Genomic DNA, 20,228 nt, shown 5'->3' with positions numbered 1-20,228 from the left:
ACTCTTGTTATATAAGCTTGTATATAGCACCAGATAATTGGGTAATCTGCTTTTTTATGATTAAAGATAACAGAACTGAATGCAAATGTCCAAAATCCCATCCGGTCTGCTGCAGCAGCTCATCCAATGTAGACGGCCCTTGTTCCAATATATGGTATATCCCAAGCTCATCCATTGTCAAATGATCTGCAGGCAGCCGCGTGTCCTCCAACATCTGACGCTCCCTATTGTATGTATCTTCAAACCCTTTTGGCAACCATGAATCATATTCTTCGATGACGTCTTCGGCATTCAGCACCATTTTGGCTCCTTGTTTAATCAAGTTCAGCGCCCCGCGGCTCTTGGGCGAGGTGACCGGCCCAGGCACGGCGAACACATCCCTACCGGCTTCGAGCGCCAGATCCGCCGTAATCAAAGAACCGCTGCGCGAGTCCGCTTCGACGACCAGCGTCCCAAGCGTCAAGCCGGCGATGATACGGTTGCGCTGCGGAAACAGGCCGGGATGCGATTTGGTCCCGGAAGGATACTCCGTCAGAATGAGTCCATCCTCGGCGATCCGCTCATACAATCCTCTGTTCTCCGGCGGATAGATTACGCCATGACCGGTCCCCATCACCGCAATCGTATTTCCTCCGCAGGCAAGAGCGGCTTCATGGCACACGCTGTCGATGCCTCTGGCCATGCCGCTGACAATCGTGAATCCAGCCGCACTGATGCCCTCCGCCAGCTCCTGGCCGACCTTACGGCCATAGGCCGTCGGTACCCTTGTCCCGACCATGGCGACGCCGGGCGTTTGCAGCAATCCCCGTTTTCCTGTGCAGTACAATACCCATGGAGGCTCCGCAATCTCCTTTAAATACGCAGGGTAATCCTCATCCAAAAAAGTCAGGATGCCGGCGCCTCCCTCAAGCTTACGGGATTTCAGCTCTTCGATCAAATCGGGTGTGATTCGTTCAGATAAAAGCTTCGCCTTTTCCTCGGGAAAACCTGCTTCCTCCCAATCTCTACTATTATAATGGAGCATGTCCTCGGAGAACATACGCTGCCCGCGCAGCCTGGCAATACTCTTCCTCCCGATCCCCTCGGTCTCATGCAGTGCGATCAATAGCCACCGTTCGTCCTTCACGCCAATCCCGCCCTTCCTTATATTTTCCAGATTTTTGGTGTTGAAAACACAAAAAAGCAACCCTTTATCCCCCGGATGGAGAAATAAAAGGTTGCTTACCTTTGAACCGTAAATAACGCCGGTTTATATTAGTGAGTCGTGCATTTTTCCAGCAGGCCGCGCTCTTCAAGAACGCTTACCAGCGTAGATCCCATTTCCGAAGGCGTCGGAGCGACTTTGATGCCGCATTCTTCGAGCTTGGCGATCTTTTCTTTCGCCGTGCCTTTACCGCCGGAAATAATAGCGCCCGCATGTCCCATACGTTTGCCTGGAGGCGCAGTAACCCCGCCGATGAAGCCGACGACCGGCTTGGTCATGTTGGCGCGGATCCATTCCGCTGCCTCTTCTTCCGCCGTTCCGCCGATTTCGCCGATCATGATCACAGCATAGGTGTTCGGATCATCGTTAAAGCGGCTCAAAATATCGATGAATTCCGAGCCTTTTACCGGGTCGCCGCCAATGCCTACCGCAGAGGACTGGCCGATGCCGCGGGTCGTCAATTGATGAACTGCTTCGTAGGTCAGCGTTCCGCTGCGGGATACGACGCCCACATGGCCCGGAGTATGAATGTACCCAGGCATGATGCCGATTTTACATTCTCCAGGTGTAATAACCCCTGGGCAGTTTGGTCCGATCAGGACGGTTTTCTTGCCTTCCATGTAACGGGACACTTTGACCATGTCCAGCACCGGAATGCCCTCCGTAATACAGATGACCAGTTCCATTTCCGCATCGACGGCTTCCATGATGGAGTCGGCCGCAAATGCCGGCGGTACGTAGATAACGCTTGCAGTCGCGCCAGTTGCTTCCTTGGCTTCTACAACCGTATTATATACGGGCAGGCTGACCGTTTGGCCGTTCTCCAGCGTAATGTCAACCTTGGTGCCGCCTTTGCCCGGAGAAGTTCCTCCGACCATTTGCGTGCCGTAGTCGAGGGCGCCTTTCGCATGAAAAAGGGCGGTTTTGCCGGTGATGCCCTGTGTGATGACTTTTGTATTTTTATCGACCAAAATACTCACGTTTGTTCACATCCCCTATCGTATTTTAAAGATTCTATTTTACGAGTGAGACAATTTTTTGGGCGCCGTCAGCCATGGAGTCGGCAGGCACGATGTTCAGGCCGGATTCGGCCAAAATTTTCTTGCCCAGATCCACGTTGGTTCCTTCAAGACGCACAACCAGCGGACGGGTCAAACCGAGCTGCTTGGCAGCTTCAACCACGCCTTCGGCGATGACGTCGCAGCGCATAATTCCGCCAAAGATGTTGACGAAAATGCCTTTGACCTGCTCATCCGACAGGATGATCTTGAACGCCTCGGTAACCTTCTCTTTCGTGGCACCGCCCCCTACGTCGAGGAAGTTGGCCGGGTCTCCGCCGTAATACTTGATAATGTCCATCGTGGCCATGGCAAGGCCTGCGCCGTTGACCATACAGCCGATGTTGCCGTCGAGAGCTATGTAGCTCAGGTCGTATTTGGAAGCTTCGATTTCTTTTTCGTTCTCTTCGTCCAGGTCGCGAAGCTCTTGAATGTCTTTGTGCCGGAACAGTGCGTTGGAGTCAAAGTTCAGCTTGGCATCGAGTGCCATGACATTGCCGTCACCCGTTACAACCAGAGGGTTGATTTCTGCAATGGAGCAGTCCTTGTCAACAAAAGCGGTGTACAGGGCGATCATAAACTGAACTGCCTTGTTGACCAGTTCGTTAGGGATGTTGATCGCATAAGCCAGTCTGCGTGCTTGGAAAACCTGCAGGCCTACGGCCGGATCCACCACTTCTTTGAAAATTTTCTCAGGCGTTGCAGCGGCAACCTCTTCGATTTCCGTTCCGCCTTCTTCCGATGCCATCATCACGACACGTCCGGTAGCGCGGTCAACAACGACGCCGACGTAATATTCCTTGCGGATATCGCAGCCCTCTTCGATCAGAAGCCGCTTGACTTCTTTACCTTCCGGGCCTGTCTGATGCGTAACGAGAACTTTGCCGAGGATTTCCTCCGCGTAAGCACGAACCTCGTCCAGGTTCTTGGCCACTTTGACGCCGCCGGCTTTACCGCGGCCGCCTGCATGGATTTGCGCTTTGACAACCGTGACTTGGCTGCCCAGGGATTTAGCGGCTTCAACCGCCTCTTCCACGGTGTAGGCCACCTTTCCGTTCGGAACGGTAACGCCGTACTGCTTTAACACTTGTTTTCCTTGATATTCATGGATATTCATTTACGGTATCCTCCTATCAACATGACTGCTACAAGGCGGGTTCTGATATCTCTTGGAAAATAATATAAACCCAAGCTATTGTAACATGTTTTTAAAACGCTTACCTTAAGAAACTGTGTTTCCATCGACAGCTTTTTGATATCGGTTTAATCCGTTTGAGAGAATATTTGGGATTTGATGGTAAAATCCGCCCTCGAAGTAACGTCTTAGATCCGATATAATTCCTTGGAACCTTGCGTCGTCCCAACATGGTTTCATGGATAACAGGGAAAAAGAGCGACAGATTTGCAGATAATGTTCTGCAAAAATCGCTCTTTACTTCACATCTTGCTCTCTTGCTGTTCGTTGTTGTGATGGACGCGGTTCAGCAGACTCTTGAACTGGCCCAGCAAATGCCCGAATTCGCTCTCGTTCAGGCACAGCTCCTGCTGCATGGCGGCCGGAACGTTCAGCGCCTTCTCCTTCAGCTTGTTTCCTTCGTCCGTCAACGTGATGATGACCTTCCGTTCGTCCTGGGCAGAGCGCTCACGGTGAATCAGACCAGCGGCCTGAAGTCTCTTCAGCAGGGGCGTCAAGGTGCCGGAGTCCAGGAAAAGAGCCTCCCCAAGCTCCTTCACGGTACACTGTCCCCGCTCCCAAAGCACAAGCAGGACCAAATACTGGGAATATGTCACACCGAGCTTCTCCAGATGGGGCTGATACAGCTTGGTGATTTCTCGCGAACAGGCATAGATGGTAAAGCACAGCTGATTTTCCAGCTGCAGCTGCGGATTCATTTCACTTGGTTTCATCACTTTCGTCTTCACCTGCCTTCTTGTCATAATATTATCATAAATTTGTCACATTATCATAGTAATTGCGCGATATCTTCTGAAGGAGCAATTGATGCCCTGCAATTTTATTGTATACTTTTAAATTTTAAACAACAAATCGGTCTTGAATCACTCCCTTACAAGCATACCTCTATTTCTCATCCCCGATGCCTTCCATCTTGACTTTTACTGCTTACGGTCCTACAATTTTTGTAAACTTAAGCGAAAATAAGGAAGCACCTTTTTTCCGTCAACTACGGCGATCCCGTTCTCGTTTGTCCAGGGAAACCGCCGGGGAATAGGGGTGCTTTATTGTATGTATGGAAAAATGCACAGTACATGTTTATACGGAATTGACGGGGTGATCATTCAGGTGGAGGTCGACATTTCCAACGGACTGCCGCAGACGAGCATTATCGGACTGCCGGACTCCGCCATCCGGGAAGCGGTGGAACGTGTCCGGGCGGGCATCAAAAATTGCGGCTTCACCTTCCCCCTTCAGCGCGTCACGATCAATCTCGCACCGGCCGATCTGAAAAAGGAAGGCTCCGCGTTTGATCTGGCCATTGCTCTTGGCATTCTCGTAACGAGCGGACAGCTTCTGCTGCCGCAGGATGAGAAGCTGCTTCTCATCGGAGAAATGGCGCTCGACGGCAGCCTGAGGCCCGTTAACGGCGTCCTGTCCATGGTGGACAGGGCGAAGCGCGAGGGATTCACCGCCGTTCTGCTGCCGGAAGAGAATGCCGGTGAGGCCGCCTTAATCGATCACATGAATATTTATGCCATCCGGCATTTGAACGAGCTGCGTCAGTTAGCCGCAGAACACTCGGCTGCTGACGTGCCCGGCAAAGACCAGCCCCTCCGGATTCAAACCTTGTCCCCGCTGCTGAAAGCAACGACTGTTGCCGCAGCTTCCGTACCCGATCACCTTCCTGCGGAAGATTATGCCGACGTGCTCGGCCAGCTCCATGTCAAAAGGGCGCTCACGATTGCTGCCGCCGGCATGCACAACATTTTGCTGATCGGACCGCCCGGAACCGGCAAAACGATGCTCATCAAACGCCTGCCGACCATCCTGCCCTTCATGACCGAGCAGGAAGCGCTCGAAACGACCAAAATATTCAGCGCGGCCGGAAAACTGAAGGAACCCGGCTCCGGCCTCATCCGCAGACGTCCTTTTCGTTCCCCGCACCACACCATCTCTTCCGGAGGACTGATCGGCGGAGGAACGATACCCAAACCGGGCGAAGTCAGCCTTGCCCACCGGGGCATCCTGTTTCTGGACGAGCTGCCGGAATTCAACCGCCAGGTGCTCGAAGTGCTGCGGCAGCCGCTGGAGGACAAAACGGTTACGATCAGCAGGGCGCGTGCCGTGCACACCTTCCCGGCGCACTTCATGCTGGCGGCTTCGATGAATCCGTGTCCGTGCGGATACCTCGGAAGCGATCACCCGGAACATCAATGCACATGCAGCTTCAGCCGGATCGCCCAATACCGCGCCAAAATCTCCGGTCCGCTGCTTGACCGGATCGATCTTCAAGTCGAGGTCCCCCGCCCTAAGGAATGGTCCACCGATGCACCGAGCCTGTCATCGGCTGAAATGCGCAATCAGGTGCTCGAAGCCCATGCCCGTCAGCAACAACGATACGGCAGCGGTTATGGCAGCTGGAACAGCGAGCTGACCGGCAGTGCGCTCCGGCGTTTCGCCAGGCTCGACTCCGCTTCAGCCGATATGCTCCATCAGACGATCGAAACGCTGGGCCTCAGCATGCGGGCATATGACCGCATCCTGAAACTGGCCCGGACGATCGCCGACCTGGACGGCCAGGAGAATATCGCCTTCAACCATGTGGCGGAAGCGATCCAATACCGGAATTTGGATCGGCCGCAGATTACGGGGGTGGGGTGAAAGGAAGCTAATTTGCGGTATAAACCCTAGTAATGTGATTCATTTATGTTCGATCACGAAAATAAAATGATGCAGATTGCCCTTCGACCCCTTCGGCCATCCTGCTTCATGATCTATGCTCTAAGCCGAAGAGATAAAGGCAACGATATCTAAACTCCAGAAAACAAACGTTGAGCTCTATCAGCAGATAGATGCGCAGCCTCAGACGTTACAGGGATACAAGGCGCCTTATTGTAAATCATCAGAAGAAACTGGACACTGGGGTTCATAACAAAGAATAACCTGCCATTTGTGGCAGGTTATTTCCGTCAATCCATTCTCTCTTCAAAACCCAATCATCTCATCTGGATTAATTTAACCCTTAGAGGTAAATCATCGGGTAACCAAACGCCATTATTGTAGGATAGAACTTCATGTTATCCTTCATTAAATATTTGTTCTATCTATCTTTTTTTCTATTCTCCATTGCGATCCATGAATAATACAATATCCAGAATATGGATGGACATATACCTAGTGCAATAGGCTGTTTATCATGTGGAAGCATAAATATAAAAACAATAAAAACAGGTAGCGTAATGGCAAGTAGAATGAGATACTTTTTCCAGTGTCTATTTTTAAACACAGGTTCCTCCTCAATTCGTAAATGTTCTCACAGGCTTTTTGCCATATCGTCAATCATGCCTCTCTTTTACTTTCACTGTGAATAGGCTAAGAACCAAAGTAAGAATGACATATGTCCACAATCCATGTATTTCAAATCCATACAGGTATTTGTCCAGAAGCCAAAGTTTAATGGGTGTCAGCACGATGGAAGCCAACATTAAAGCCGGAGTGGTTAAACACCCAATTCCTACAGTGATCAGCATAACCGACATTACCATGGCTAAACTGAATAAAAGACTAATTATGAACATAAGAAGGGATGCAATCAGCAAAGTTTTAGTATCTGTTATCGAAAGATATGGATTAAAGTACTCATTGCCTATCCAGAACACCAAAAAGGTAATAAGAAAATTCAGAATATTCCTCATGATACCTCCCACTAAATCGTCGTTTCCCCTTTCGATGTAGAACGGGTTGAGGTAAGCTCAATAAAATAATTACTATCATCCTCTGATGTTGATACCTAGGAAAAATTCTATTTTAGGCAAGTTCACACATCACTTCTACTTAGATTATTCTATGATGAGTTCAAATCGCCTTCACCATAAGGTAAATAATTACAATTAATACATCCACTTTTCCACCTCCAGATAAAGCCGGCCGATCTGGATGCACTAATGCTGTTAGTTGTCTCAGTGAAAATGGGGTAATAAAAAAACTTCCAATCGCATGGTAATGGAAGTTTTTTTATTAGGGGCTCGTCCTAGAACGCCCCCTGTATATGATGAATCGCGGCAATGCTTAGATCGCGCCCCAGCTCCACGGCGACGACGTCAAAGCGTACCTCGCGGCCCTCCAGCCGCTGTGCGTGAAGATACACTTCGGCCGTGCTGCGGACCTTGCGGATTTTGCGGAAATTCACAGATTCTGCGGCTGTGCCGAAGGAGGTGCCGGCGGTCCGGCTGCGCACCTCCACAAAAACAATGACGCCGCCGTCCTCGGCGACCACGTCCAGTTCGCCGCTGCGGCAGCGCCAGTTCCGGTCGCGGACGCGGTAACCTGCGGAGAGCAGCAGGTCGGCTGCCGCCCGCTCAGCGGCTGCTCCTTTTTGGCGGCGGTTATCCTTCATTTTTCCTTGCCGTCCGTTCATTCGAACGGCCTTTCCCGAGCGAGCCGGTCCGCCCGGTAAATATAGCTGAGAACCTCCGCGACAAGGTGATACAGCTCCGGCGGAATCTGTTGGTCCAGGTCCAGCTTGGAGAGGACCTCCACCAGCGCGGCGTCCTCCTGAACGGGGACCCCGTGTTCCTTCGCCGTCTCGAGAATCGTATCCGCCACTTTCCCCCGCCCCTTCGCCACGACGACCGGGGCATCGTTGTCACCGGGCGCGTATTTGAGGGCGACGGCCTTTTTCAAACTTGGGGACGGCTCCTGAGGCTTGCTGCTCATACCCTCATATCCACCCCCTTGTAGCTCTGCGGCACGAAGTCCGCCACGCGGTGACCGCCCATGGCCGCACTCAAGCCAGCTGGCTGTTGTTCATCGGCCGGAGACGGTAGCGGAGCGGCTTTAAGCGTCAGAAGCTGATAGCCGATGGAGGATAGAGCGTCAGCGATTTCAGGACGTCTGTCTTCCACCAGGGACTGAGCCCATTCCTGATCATTGTGGACCTTCAGACTGACGATCCGGTCGACGATCTGGACGTCGATCAGCGTCTGCCCGAGATGCTTCATCTGAAGGTCGAACCACAGGCGGCAGTTGGATGCATCCAGTTCACCCTTGGGGCCGCGCCTGGACTGGACATGCACCGACGCCGTCTCCTGGCCGTCCGGCCCGTTCAAGGGCAGGAACAGCGTGACCTGGGCGAACGGCGCCGTCCGGTCCGTGTTCAGGAGCAGCTGCTGGCCGGTCAGCTGCGAGATGACCTGCTGCGCCGCCTCCTTCAAGGCCGGCGGCGCAGCATCGTCCTGGACGAGCTGAAGGAGGAGCCCCTTCAGCGTGTCGCGCTGCCCGGTTTCCTGCAGCGCCTGCTCCATCCGCGCAGCGGGCTCAGCCAGCTGCTCCGGCCGGACGGCGTGATGCGCCGGGCCGGGAGGCTGCTGCTGAACCGCATGCGGCCGGACGGTCAGCTCCGGACCGTCCGCGACTTGGGGAGCGGGCTGCGCGGCGGCGGCCCCTGCCGCGCTCGCCGCTCCCGGCGCAGGCCCCGGCTGTGCCGGGCCTGCCTCTGCCGCTGCACCCTGGCCTGCGGCCGGTGCAGCCAAGGGCTGCCGCGCGTTCCCCGCCGCGGCACCCGGCCCCTGCGGGGCCTCCTGCGCGGGCTGCAGCAGCGCCGCGCGCACGCCCTGCTGCTCGTGCTCCGCACCGAGCAGCTTCAAGAGACGCCCCACCCACGGCTCCGCACCGTGGGACAGGGGCGTCTTCAGCGAAGGCCCCATGCCTGCGGGGCCTTCGCCTCCCTGCGCCGCGTGCTGCGGCGCAGGTTCTGCTGCCGGCGCGGCTGAGCCGCCGGCAGCAGGCCCGCCCGCCGGCTCAGCCGGGGCGGGCGTTGGTGCGGCGGCACCCGTGAGCGGTGCCGCGCGCAGCTGCTGCAGCAGCGCCTGCAGCCTGGCGACCAGCGGCTGAAGCGCCGCCGCCGGATGGGACGCCGCGGCAGCCGTGCCGGCCGCGGATGTGCCGTCAGCCGCGCGCCCCGCCGTCTTCCCGGCATCCCCCTCTGCCTCGGTGCTCTTTGGGCTGCGGGCACCGGCCGTTGGCTCCGCTTCGGGAGCCGCTATGCTGCCAGCCCCAGGCTGCGTAGCCGCTCCGGGTAACGAAGCCGGCGGCTGCTGCCCCAGAGCCTGTGGCGTAATGACGCCCTGTCCGCTTTTGATTGCGGCCCCCGCTTCCTCCGAACCCGCTCCAGCCTGCGCGGTGAACGCATTCAACTGTTCCTCCAGCACGTGAAGCAGCTGGTGCACCGGCGGGCCGAATACCGCCTGCTGCAGCCCGCGGACGCTTTCGGCCGTCAGCGGCAGTCCGCGCTGATTGGCAATCGATGCGGCGCCAAGCCACTGCTCCGTGCTGACCCCGCCAGGTTTTAACGCCAGCGCGTCTTTGAAGACGGCTGCGTTTTCTTTTGTCACATATACGCCCGAAGACCGCAGCGCCTCCAGCATGGCCCGATTCTCCGGCGTATCCGGCAGATCGAGCGATTGCAGCACGTCCGCAAGCGACATCGGAGTCCCGGACCCATAGGGGGAACCCTCCATCGCTTTCAATACCGGAAGGCCGCCGCCATTGTCCGGCTGTACCTGCAGGACCGCTGCCTGGCCGGGCTGAAGCGGCGTTTCCAGCGCCGCCCGTACTTTGACGCCTTGGATCTGCAGGACGGCCTCCTGTCCGTCCTCAGAGACGCTCAGCACAACGCCGCGGACGACTTGCCCTTCCTTCAAATCCAGCTGTTTGGTCTCGCCCGCTTTGGTGTCTCCCATCATGCCGCGCAGCAGTGAACCGATATTCAATGTCCCTCTCCCCCTTCCGTATTCCTTCGTTTATTTATTTATCGGCCGAACCAGCCGCGGGCTGTAGTCCGTCTATCTGCGTTCACGATCTCCGTTGTTTCTTTTCATCAAAGATCGTCATTTATCTTCATAATTGCTGCAAATGCTCAGCTCTTCAAACATGAAATGTAAAATACCGTCCAACAAATTACGAATCTGGCTGAATACGTTTTATCGGATGCTGGGGTCATCGTTACGTCCTGATTGGTCCGCGAGGAACAGAGACGACGCGAAACGGCGAGCCTGCATCTAAGGTTGGTCTTTTTTCTGAATCAAAGCTTGGAGATACTTATCCAGAAAAACGCACCTTCCAAAAGTCTGATCAGCCAAACTTTTTCCTTATAAAAGTTTACATCGCGACACCCGAGTTTCCATTTTACTTGGCAAAAAAACAGCAGCCCTAGAACAGGGTCTGCTGCACAACTTCCATATTTTTCAAAAAACTGCGGCGATGCATCGGTGTCGGTCCCAAAGCTGCCAGCTGCTCACGGTGCAGTTTGGTTGCATAGCCCTTATGAATCGCGATGCCGTACTCAGGATACTTCGCCTCCCATTCCCCTTCACACAGCCGGTCCCGGCTAACCTTGGCCACGATCGAAGCCGCGGCAATCGATTGGCTGTTAGCGTCCCCCTTTATGATCGCCAGCTGTGGAACGGGCACGTCCACATGCTCCGCGTCCACCAGCAAAAAATCCGCGGCGATCGTCAGGCCAAGCACCGCCTTTTTCATCGCCAGGCGGGCCGCCTGCTTAATATTGATTTCATCGATCGTCCGAGCATCCACGTACCCTACGCTGACGGCAAGCGCCTGCTCCATAATCACGTCGTACAGAAGGTCCCGTTTTTTGGCGCTCAATTTTTTCGAATCGTCGACGCCCTCCAGAACGAGTCCTTCCGGCAGAATCACGGCCGCCGCCACCACGTCGCCAAATAAACAGCCTCTTCCAACCTCGTCCACGCCCGCTATGTACCGGTAATCTTTTTCTATGTATTCGCGTTCATATTTTAGCAGGTCCCTCGGGGACTGCTCGATCTCTTCCGTATCCATGCTGTCTTTCCTCCTCCGTGCTGCAAGAGCCAAGGGGTATTCCCGCTCATTCCCCTGGCAAGTCTATCAAACTCGCAATCTATCCTTTTTATTGTACTATGTTCGGGCAGCGGATTCCAACGAAAAACGACATCTGGCAGGCTTCCAAAAATTTGGGTGCGGACTGCTGGAGTGCAGAAGATGCGCCGAGCCGATATGCCCGAAAGCATTAACCGGTGAAAAAACCTAGCCTCACGAAGCTAGGAGCAGAATGTGCTGTAATGAGAAGAATGTAACTGCAAAGAGATGAATGTAACTTCAAAGAGGTGAATGTATTGAAAAAGAAGAGTGTTGCAAAGAGGTGAATATGCTGTAATGAGATGGATGTACTTCGAGGAGTGATCATGGATGCAGCTATATCGAACGACTTGAACAAGGGTCATCGTGGTTTTGGCAATCCCGGAGTCCGCCGTGAACCGGCCAAACTCTTTGAAGAATGCTACCCAACCAAGCTTTTTGACACCACCGCAATCAATCATAGTTTCGTAAATTTCCAAATGCGGTTATTCAGCTGCTTGAGAAGGCGGTACAACTTTAAACACCCGCGCACCACGATCCCCACACAAAAAAATAGCTGCATCAATGCAGCTATCGTCGCCGTGCCCGCAAGCACCTACTAGTATTTTACACCGGCTCGCTGAGCAGCGATAAAAACTGCCTCGTCCGCTCCTGCGCCGGATGGTTTAGCACCTCATTCGGACTGCCCTGCTCCATGATGATTCCTTCGTCCATAAACACGATCCGGTCCGCCACCTGGCTCGCAAATTTCATCTCATGGGTTACGATGGCCATCGTCATGCCTTCTACAGCCAGCTCTTTGATGACCTTCAGCACTTCACCGACCAGCTCCGGGTCCAGGGCGGACGTCGGTTCATCGAATAAAAGCAGCTCCGGACCGATGCCCATTGCCCGGGCAATACCGACCCGCTGCTGCTGTCCGCCGGACAGCTGGTGCGGATAGGAGTCCGCTTTGCCGGCAAGTCCTACCTTGCCGAGAAGCTCCATCGATCTCTCCTTAGCCTCCGCTCGGCTCTTTTTCTGCACGATGACCTGCGCCTCCATCACGTTCTGCAGAGCCGTCATATGGGGAAACAGATTATACGATTGAAAAACCATACCGGTTTTCCTCCGGAAAGCCAGGATGTCTCCCCTTCCCGGCTTGTTTCCTTCCCTGAACGACAAGGCGGAGTCTCCGATCCGCAGCATTCCTTCCGTCGGGATTTCCAGCAGGTTGATGCACCGGAGCAGCGTCGTTTTTCCGGAACCAGAGGGCCCGATGATGACCGTCACTTGTCCTTTTTCGATCGACAGGTCGATTCCCTTGAGCACTTCATTGCTGCCAAAGCTTAATCTCAGATCGTTGATTTCAATCATGATGCATCCCTCGTTTCGCTATCTTGCGGCATAACGGTCAAACCGGTGTTCGAGCTGATGCTGGAGCGCCGACAGGACGGTGCTGAAGATCAGGTAGATCAAGGCTACCTCGCAGTACAGCAGCAAAGGCTCATACACGACCGCCGTAATTTGCTGCCCCTTTTGGAACAGCTCTGTGAGTGTCACCGTCGCTGCCAGAGACGTATCCTTCAACAGGCTGATAAAAGAGTTGGCCAGAGGAGGCAGCGATACCCTTGCCGCCTGCGGCAGAACAATCCGGCGCAGCGCCTGGGAACGGGTCATCCCGACCGAGTACGCCGCCTCCCACTGCCCCTTGGCGATGGACTGGATCGCGGCGCGCATAATTTCTGAACCATAGGCTCCGACACTGATCGAGAATCCGATCACCGCAGCGGTGAAAGCGTCGATGACGACGCCGATGCTCGGAAGCCCGTAGAAAATGATAAACAGCTGGACGAGCAGCGGAGTCCCCCGGATGATCCACACATAAAACCAGGCGACCCGCTGGAGAATGCTCCAGCGCGACAGGCGGGCCAGCGCGGTAAGGAACGCCAGCACGAAACCGAGAATGAAGGAAATGATCGTCAGGGGAATCGTGAACTTGATCCCCGCCATGAGCAGCGGCACAAAGGAGTCGATAAAAATATCGGTGAGATGGGCGGTTCTGTCATTCATCGGTTAACCCCCTTTTTGCCGATTATTTCGATACATCCGTACCAAAGTATTTTTTGGAGATGGCAAGGTACGTTCCATCCTTCTTCATGTCGGCCAGCGCCTGGTTAATGGCGTCCCGCAACTCATTGTTGTTTTTGTTCATCAGTACGGCGCTGGTGCTGCCTGTATCGGTTTCGTCCACCACCTTGATCGGCGCGTCGGGACGTCTTGTTTTGAAGTCGAGATAGGACAGTTTGTCGTTCACCGTAGCATCGATGCGCCCGGACAGCAGCAAGTCGATCGCTTGGTTGAAACCGTCGACCTGCACGATCGTGGCACCGTTGTCTTTAGCAATTTGATTCAGATTGCTCGTCAGCGACTGACCTGCTTTTTTGCCTTTGAGGTCGGCCAGCTTTTTAATGTCCTGATTATTATCCTTCACAATCAATACCGCCTTGGAGGCGATGTAGGGGTCCGAAAAGTCGTATTTAGCCTTCCGCTCCGCATTAATGGATACTTCGTTCATCACCACGTCGAAACGCTTGGCGTCCAAGCCGGCGATCATGCCGTCCCATTTCGTTTCGATAAACTCCGGCTTCACGCCGAGCCTTTTGGCAATCTCCCGGCCCAGGTCAACGTCAAAACCGGTCAGCGTTCCTTTCTCATCATGATAGGTAAAAGGTGCATACGTTCCTTCCGTGCCGATGCGCAGCTTGCCGCTTTGCTTGATCGTCTCAAGCAGGTTTTTACCTGTCTGGGCGCCCCCGGTTTGCCCCTCCTGCGGCTTCGTTCCCGTATTTCCGCCGCACGCTGTCGTCACGGCCAGCATCAACGTCATCACGATTGCCCAAAATATCCGCCAGCTTCTCACATTTTTCCTCCTCTAACCGTTTTCACCTATTTTGCCACGATGCTGTATTTTCATGCGCGGCTGCCTTTCTTGCGTTCGTCGATCCCGACAAAAAAAGCCCATGACCCCAGGTCATGAGCTTTCCTCTTCTCTATTCTAAGTCTTTATCTGCTGCGACACTATTTCGATATGTCGATGAATCCTTCCCCAAACACGTCCCGAACGTCATGGATCGTAATAAACGCCTGCTTGTCCGCCACCTTGACGATCTTTTTCAGGACAGGTACCTCCTGCTTGCTGATGACGATGTACAGCACTTCCTTGGCCGACTTACTGTAATAGCCGTACCCTTTAAACACGGTGACTCCCCGGTCCATAACCCGGTTAACCTTCTCGGCGATCTCCGCATGCTGCTCCGATACGATCATCACCGCCTTCTTCGGGTTCAGGCCCTCGATGATGAATTCCATCACCTTCGTGCCGACGAACAGCATAATGATCGTCAGCATCAGGCTTTCCGCGCCAATGATAAAGTAGGAGGAGAACGCGACGATCAGATCAAAGAACAGCAGGGCGTAACTGATGTTCCAGTCCCAGTATTTATGGGCAATCCGCGCCAAAATGACCGTACCGGCGGTGGTGCCTCCGGCCCTCACGATCAGCCCGATGCCGACACCGGCCAATACACCGCCAAAAATCGCATTGACGATCGGTTCGTTCGATGTAAGTGTCCAACTTTCGGTCAAATGGAGGAACAAAGAGTTAAACACGACAGCAACGATGGTGTACACCGTCGTCATTTTGTCCAAAAACTTATAACCAACGATCAGCAGGATGGCGTTCAAAATCAGGTTGACCAATCCCGGCGACCATGCAAACAGGTAATACAGGATGATCGTAATCCCGGTCACACCGCCTTCGCCAAGGTCGTGGGGAATGACAAACAGATTGATATCGAGCGCAAAAATAAACGCCCCCGCGATGATCGTTATGATTTCCATCATTCTTTTTTTCATATGACGGCCTTCCTCTCCCATAAATCAACACGCAAAAAAAGCCCAGTACCTATAACGGAACTGGGCTTGTTCGTTCACTATGATACTGTACATCTCGCTTTGATACACGCGGGACACATGGATCGTATCCGGCGTTCTTTTCCGATTAGTAAGGGGCCTCCATCGAGAACCGGCCCATTTTGCCGGCACGAAGCTCCCGCAGCAGCGTCTTCGACGCTTTCTCCAGATCCACCCGTCCGCCGCTCATCAAGCAGCCGCGCTTGCGCCCCACCGCTTCCATGATGGAGACGATTTCGTCGCTCTCGTCCGGGTTGTGCGGCATGTCCGCATCGATCTCGAAGCGCTCCCGGAAGGCGTCCCAGTAATACTGGACCAGGTATTTGACCGCAAAAAAGGCGACATCCTCCACGTTCAGGATCTCTTCCTTGATCGCGCCGGTTACCGCGAGGCGGTAGCCAACGTTCTCGTCCTCAAATTTGGGCCACAAAATCCCCGGAGTATCCAGAAGCTCGATTTCTCCGCCTACCTTAATCCACTGCTGGCCTTTCGTCACGCCCGGCCGGTCCCCCGTTGCGGCAATGCTGCGCCCGGCGAGCCGGTTGATCAGCGTCGACTTGCCTACGTTCGGGATGCCGACGATCAGCGCACGGATCGCCCGCGGGTTCATCCCCTTGGCGATTTGGCGATCAATCTTCTCCTTCAGAAGCAGCTTCAGCTGTCCAGGAATCTCTTTCACGCCCGTGCCTGTAGCCGCATCGACCGGAAATGCCGTATGGCCTTCCTCTTTAAAATAATCCTGCCACTGCTTCGTTACCGAAGGGTCTGCCAAATCCGCCTTGTTCATAATGATCAGCCGGGGCTTCCCCTGCAAAATCTCGTCAATCATCGGATTGCGGCTGGACAGCGGAAGACGCGAATCGATCAGCTCGATCACGACGTCAATCAGCTTTAACTTATCCTGTATTTGGCGGCGCGCTTTGGTCATATGACCAGGAAACCATTGAATCGTCACCGTCATCACCTCATTCTCTTGTCCGCAAACAGCCTCATTCCACGTTCATTAATGGTTGATCAAATGGATGTCCTTCACCGGCCAGAAGATGAGGTCAGCCCGTCCGACGATATCCCCGAGCGGCACATAACCGATCATCCGGCTGTCCGTACTGTCGGACCGGTTATCCCCCATCACGAACACATGACCTTCGGGAACCTTGCCATCCGGAAACGCGCTGTTTGGAAAATCTTTGTCATTATACATCTGGCCCGCTTTATGGCTTGCATCGATGGCACCCTGTATGTAGGCTTCATTGACTTTTTTGCCGTTCACGGTTACCGTGTCGCCTTCCACCTTGACGGTATCGCCTGCGACGGCAATCACGCGTTTGATAAAATCCTTGCCTTCGGACGGAACATGGAACACGATAACTTCTCCACGATGCGGAGCCCGGATATCGTACAATATTTCATTGACGATCAACCGCTCGCCTGTATGAAAGTTTGGCTGCATGGAGGGTCCGTCCACAATAAACGGTTTGAAGAGAAGCCAGCGGATCAGTGCCACCAAAATCAGGGCAATGATGATCGCTTTCAGCCATTCTACGACTTCATTTTTCCCTTTTTTAGGTGGTTTATGATCTTCTTCCTTCAGTTCCACCGCATCGCTCTGAATGTCCTGCTGCATATATCCACCGCCCTCTCCTAGTTTTGCCGAAAAGAAAAGCTCCCATTACGGAGCCGTGTATGCTTTCTTTGGACCAGCGAAGCGAAAAGGCATTCGTGATCGCCAGAAAAACCTCCGCTTATCGCGGTTTGTCAACTTGGTTCGTTCATCTATTGACGCCTTTTTAATCCTAAAACGAAAAGGGCTTGAAATCAAGCCCTTTAGCGTTGTTCGCTGATTAACGGCGAATCTCTTTAATTCTTGCTGCTTTACCGCGCAGTTCACGAAGATAGTACAGTTTGGCGCGACGTACTTTACCGTAACGAGCCACTTCGATCTTCTCGATTTTTGGCGAGTTGATTGGGAAAGTTCTTTCTACCCCAACACCGTAAGAGATTTTACGCACAGTAAAAGTCTCAGCGATGCCGCCTCCGCGACGCTTAATCACAACACCTTCGAACAACTGGATACGCTCGCGCGATCCCTCGATAACCTTAACGTGCACTTTCAAAGTGTCGCCAGGACGAAAGCTAGGGATGTCGGTGCGAAGCTGTTCTTTGGTAATCTCTTGTAGGATGTTCATTTAGGACTCCTCCTTCCGTACAGGTGTTCTTGCCTCTTCCGGAAAACCCTCTGTTTTCCTTCATCATCCGCAGCGGACCACCGTATTCCACACAACAGCATTTATTGTAGCATATTTGTTTCATCCTTTGCAACTATAAATCTTCCAGTTGTTGCGCTGCCCCTCGGTTGAAAAAATAGCAAAGTCTCGCTCTCCCAACAACAGATACTTCACACCGAAAAATAGGCTGACCCAATTGTAAGAAAAACGTCTATCGACGTACCTTCAAAGAAGACAGACCGCGTTTAAAAGGCAGTTTTTCTTGCGATTATAGAATGGTTCAGCTTCGCTGAAATTTATTAATTCTATAATCTTAAAAAACTTCTTGCCAAAATCGGAATTGACGTTAAAATAAATTTATCATTAAAATAATTTTAACGTTAATAAAAATTGAATGGAGATGTCCTTTCATGAGCGAAACCGTATTGCTTCAGCAGAATCAAGGTGTACGCAGACTGGTAAAACACAAGTTGTATCTAATGATGATCACCGCCAAAATCATTTCACGATTCGGGGATTCCGTGGATTCCATCGCCTACAGCTGGATGGTCTACCTGCTTACCGGCTCCGAGCTGCTAATGGGAACACTGTACGCCATCAACTTTGTTCCTGGCATTGCTTTCAGTATGTTTACCGGCGTCCTGGTCGACCGCTGGTCCAAGAAAAAGGTCGTGATCGTGACGAATGCCGGCCGGGGTATCACCGTAACCGTGACGGCGCTGCTCTATTTCATAGGAGACTTGCAGCCGTGGCACCTGTTTATTTTTACGTTTATCAACTCAACGCTCGAATGCTTCTCCACGCCGGCGGAGATGTCGCTCGTTCCCCGCATTTTGCCTAAGGAGCTGCTGCTCAGCGGCAACTCGCTGACGTCGTCTGCCTCCCGCACCGCCGAGCTTGCCGGTCTGGCCGCAGCCGGCGGCCTGATCGCCATGCTTGGCATTTCCGGAGCGATGCTGATCGACGCCTTGTCTTTTCTGCTGGCCGCCCTGTTGTACGTCTGGATCCGCATCGACCGGGATCACGGGCAGGGAGACGATAATGACGCAGGTCTTATGCAGGCAGAGGAAAGCCCGTCCTACTGGAGCCAGTTTAAAACCGGCCTGAAGTTCGTTAAAGGCCACAAGCTGATGATGATGACCATGCTTTCAGCCGCATTCGTGAATCTGTGCCTCACGCCTAAAAACGTGCTTGAGCCCGTTTATGTCAAACAAATACTCCACTCGGGCCCATACGGCCTCAGTTTGATCGGCATCGCCCTGATTACCGGCATGATTATCAGCGGCTTATGGATCAGCCAGAAGGGCACTGCTTACCGCAAAAGCAGTCTGATCGTATTCGGATTTTTGCTGCTCGGGGTTACGTACAGCCTTCTCTATGTCCCCGCCCTTCTAAGGGAATATCCTCTCTATGCCGCGGCCGCCTTTTGCTTTGGCATGGGATTCGCCATTTCGTTTGTCAACACGCCGGTATCCACCTATATGATGGAAGTCACCCCCAAAGCGATGCTTGGCCGGGTTGGGGCGCTGTCGAGCACGATCTGCACCTGCGCCATTCCCGTCGGAAGCCTGCTGGCCGGTTGGGCCGGAGCATTCGTTGGGGTCCACGTGCTGTACCTCGTTTTTGGACTGCTGATGCTGATACCGGGGGTGTATCTGTGGAGCCAGGAAGGGTTTATGAAAATCTAGAGCGATGGAAACATTTTGTGCTCGGAAGCCATCTCGGCTTATAATGAAGATAAACGATCCGGAAAACAAGATACGGGAAATGTAGAGGTGCACAACATTGGAGACCAAAGAACTGAGCACGATCGAGGAGATCCGGATTTATTCCGATCCATACCGTTTGAAAATATTAAGCTGCTTTCAGAAGGCTGACCAGCCAATGACGATCAAAGATATCGCTGACAAACTCGGCGAGGTTCCGGCCAAGGTCTACTATCACGCCAAAAAGCTGGAGAGCATCGGGTTAATTGTCCTCGTGCACACCAAGCAAATCAACGGAATCACGGCCAAATATTATCAAGCCTTCAAAGGATCCGTACGGATTAAGCGCAGCAAGGACATTGATGAGGCGGCCCAAAAAATCTTCCGTTCCGAAACGCAAAAGCTGCTGGAGGATTTGTATGAGGAGAGCAAGCGTAAGTTTCTGAAGGCTCAGAACCAGGAGGAGCCTGCCGGGAACCTGTCCCATTCCGAGGTCTATTTGACGGAAGAGGAAGCCAAAGCGTTTTTTGAGCAATGGACAGAGTTTGTAGAAAAGCACACCGAGCGCCAGCACCCGGATCAGAAGCTGTACGACGTATTTACCACGATTGCCAAACTGGACGAATAGCCGCCCATACGCCGCAGCCACAACCAGCCTCCGGCCATTTGCCGGGGGCTGGTTGTCTCTGAGCTGCGAAAATGGCAGTTACCGCTTCTTCGCAGCTCTGACCATCCGCTTTGTGACTACAGGAGCTGCCTTGCGGCATGCTCATCCTCCTGGGCCACGTACAAGTCGTACTGCGTCATTCCGCGGCCAGTAAAGGTGTCCCGGCCGGTCGGCTGGCTCACGATGCGCGAGCGGTGGCGGATCCCTCCGCTCAGCAGTCTGGACTTGGCCCTTGCATAGCTGTCTGCGTCGAAAGATGTGAAGATCAGTATCCGCTCCTTGGGAAAAAAGAACCGCCAAATTGCTTTTGCCGGATTCATGCA

19 protein-coding genes and 1 pseudogene are annotated in these 20,228 nt (G+C 53.5%); 4 read left to right on the top strand and 16 right to left on the bottom strand.

All coding sequences use genetic code 11. The features are described from left to right. Window positions 1-7: 7 nt before the first annotated feature. From dprA to GCU45_RS28135, 4 genes are all read right to left on the bottom strand, one after another. Window positions 8-1,126: a DNA-processing protein DprA gene (gene dprA / locus GCU45_RS28150; protein ID WP_152402222.1), complete on the bottom strand. Its 1,119-nt coding sequence runs from the start codon at window positions 1,124-1,126 to the stop codon at window positions 8-10. A 128-nt stretch (window positions 1,127-1,254) separates the two neighbouring features. Then, window positions 1,255-2,184: a succinate--CoA ligase subunit alpha gene (gene sucD / locus GCU45_RS28145; protein ID WP_076168177.1), complete on the bottom strand. Its 930-nt coding sequence runs from the start codon at window positions 2,182-2,184 to the stop codon at window positions 1,255-1,257. A 34-nt stretch (window positions 2,185-2,218) separates the two neighbouring features. Next, window positions 2,219-3,379 carry an ADP-forming succinate--CoA ligase subunit beta gene (gene sucC / locus GCU45_RS28140; RefSeq protein ID WP_076168179.1) on the bottom strand — a complete coding sequence of 387 codons (1,161 nt, stop codon included), beginning with the start codon at window positions 3,377-3,379 and terminating at the stop codon, window positions 2,219-2,221. Between the two features lie 320 nt (window positions 3,380-3,699). Continuing rightward, window positions 3,700-4,170: a MarR family winged helix-turn-helix transcriptional regulator gene (locus tag GCU45_RS28135; RefSeq protein WP_152403385.1), complete on the bottom strand. Its 471-nt coding sequence runs from the start codon at window positions 4,168-4,170 to the stop codon at window positions 3,700-3,702. Between the two features lie 337 nt (window positions 4,171-4,507). Between GCU45_RS28135 and GCU45_RS28130 the strand changes: the two genes are divergently transcribed. Continuing rightward, window positions 4,508-6,100, top strand: coding sequence for a YifB family Mg chelatase-like AAA ATPase (locus GCU45_RS28130; RefSeq protein ID WP_152402220.1), 1,593 nt, complete (start codon window positions 4,508-4,510; stop codon window positions 6,098-6,100). A 1,369-nt stretch (window positions 6,101-7,469) separates the two neighbouring features. On the opposite strand, the gene GCU45_RS28120 is transcribed toward GCU45_RS28130, so the two are convergent. The 4 genes and pseudogenes from GCU45_RS28120 to GCU45_RS28105 all read right to left on the bottom strand — a co-directional run. Further along, complete coding sequence (locus GCU45_RS28120) at window positions 7,470-7,856, bottom strand: YraN family protein (protein ID WP_244364310.1); 387 nt, start codon at window positions 7,854-7,856, stop codon at window positions 7,470-7,472. Continuing rightward, window positions 7,853-8,155, bottom strand: coding sequence for an EscU/YscU/HrcU family type III secretion system export apparatus switch protein (locus GCU45_RS28115; RefSeq protein ID WP_076168193.1), 303 nt, complete (start codon window positions 8,153-8,155; stop codon window positions 7,853-7,855). Before GCU45_RS28115 ends, GCU45_RS28120 begins: the two co-directional genes overlap by 4 nt. Beyond that, a complete protein-coding gene (locus GCU45_RS28110) occupies window positions 8,152-10,209 on the bottom strand; it encodes a hypothetical protein (protein ID WP_152402216.1) in 2,058 nt (685 codons plus the stop codon). Before GCU45_RS28110 ends, GCU45_RS28115 begins: the two co-directional genes overlap by 4 nt. A 439-nt stretch (window positions 10,210-10,648) precedes the next feature. After that, a pseudogene (locus tag GCU45_RS28105) lies at window positions 10,649-11,332 on the bottom strand (ribonuclease HII); the annotation flags it as partial. A gap of 347 nt (window positions 11,333-11,679) precedes the next feature. Between GCU45_RS28105 and GCU45_RS28100 the strand changes: the two are divergent. Further along, complete coding sequence (locus GCU45_RS28100) at window positions 11,680-11,955, top strand: hypothetical protein (protein ID WP_152402214.1); 276 nt, start codon at window positions 11,680-11,682, stop codon at window positions 11,953-11,955. Between the two features lie 4 nt (window positions 11,956-11,959). Here the strand turns inward: GCU45_RS28100 and GCU45_RS28095 are convergent, their stop codons facing one another. From GCU45_RS28095 to rplS, 7 genes are all read right to left on the bottom strand, one after another. After that, a complete protein-coding gene (locus tag GCU45_RS28095; protein ID WP_152402212.1) occupies window positions 11,960-12,709 on the bottom strand; it encodes an amino acid ABC transporter ATP-binding protein in 750 nt (249 codons plus the stop codon). 18 nt (window positions 12,710-12,727) lie between these two features. Beyond that, entirely contained in the window at window positions 12,728-13,405 is a 678-nt protein-coding gene (locus GCU45_RS28090) for an amino acid ABC transporter permease (protein ID WP_145021963.1), read from the bottom strand. A 22-nt stretch (window positions 13,406-13,427) separates the two neighbouring features. Beyond that, window positions 13,428-14,222, bottom strand: a complete 795-nt coding sequence (locus GCU45_RS28085; RefSeq protein ID WP_152403380.1) for an amino acid ABC transporter substrate-binding protein — start codon at window positions 14,220-14,222, stop codon at window positions 13,428-13,430. 191 nt (window positions 14,223-14,413) lie between these two features. Further along, complete coding sequence (locus tag GCU45_RS28080; RefSeq protein WP_152402210.1) at window positions 14,414-15,250, bottom strand: YitT family protein; 837 nt, start codon at window positions 15,248-15,250, stop codon at window positions 14,414-14,416. A gap of 145 nt (window positions 15,251-15,395) precedes the next feature. Beyond that, entirely contained in the window at window positions 15,396-16,262 is an 867-nt protein-coding gene (ylqF, locus tag GCU45_RS28075) for a ribosome biogenesis GTPase YlqF (protein ID WP_116231770.1), read from the bottom strand. 48 nt (window positions 16,263-16,310) lie between these two features. Next, window positions 16,311-16,931 (bottom strand): signal peptidase I, encoded by a 621-nt coding sequence (lepB, locus tag GCU45_RS28070; RefSeq protein WP_105443639.1) that lies wholly within the window; start codon window positions 16,929-16,931, stop codon window positions 16,311-16,313. Window positions 16,932-17,148: 217 nt separating this feature from the next. After that, complete coding sequence (gene rplS / locus GCU45_RS28065) at window positions 17,149-17,493, bottom strand: 50S ribosomal protein L19 (RefSeq protein ID WP_076168209.1); 345 nt, start codon at window positions 17,491-17,493, stop codon at window positions 17,149-17,151. Window positions 17,494-17,942: 449 nt separating this feature from the next. Here rplS and GCU45_RS28060 point away from each other — a divergent pair, with 449 nt between their 5' ends. Both GCU45_RS28060 and GCU45_RS28055 read left to right on the top strand, forming a co-directional pair. After that, window positions 17,943-19,220: an MFS transporter gene (locus GCU45_RS28060; protein WP_152402208.1), complete on the top strand. Its 1,278-nt coding sequence runs from the start codon at window positions 17,943-17,945 to the stop codon at window positions 19,218-19,220. Between the two features lie 97 nt (window positions 19,221-19,317). Next, the gene (locus GCU45_RS28055; RefSeq protein WP_152402205.1) at window positions 19,318-19,866 is read left to right on the top strand and encodes a helix-turn-helix domain-containing protein; all 549 of its coding nucleotides are present in this window, start codon (window positions 19,318-19,320) and stop codon (window positions 19,864-19,866) included. A gap of 116 nt (window positions 19,867-19,982) precedes the next feature. On the opposite strand, the gene GCU45_RS28050 is transcribed toward GCU45_RS28055, so the two are convergent. Next, entirely contained in the window at window positions 19,983-20,225 is a 243-nt protein-coding gene (locus GCU45_RS28050; RefSeq protein ID WP_076168215.1) for a hypothetical protein, read from the bottom strand. Window positions 20,226-20,228 lie beyond the last annotated feature (3 nt).

Origin of the sequence: Paenibacillus cellulositrophicus (assembly GCF_009363095.1) — a bacterium.
Classification (GTDB): domain Bacteria; phylum Bacillota; class Bacilli; order Paenibacillales; family Paenibacillaceae; genus Paenibacillus_AQ; species Paenibacillus_AQ favisporus.
The sequence above is the reverse complement of the archived record's forward strand: the minus strand, read 5'-3'. Positions and strand labels throughout refer to the sequence as shown.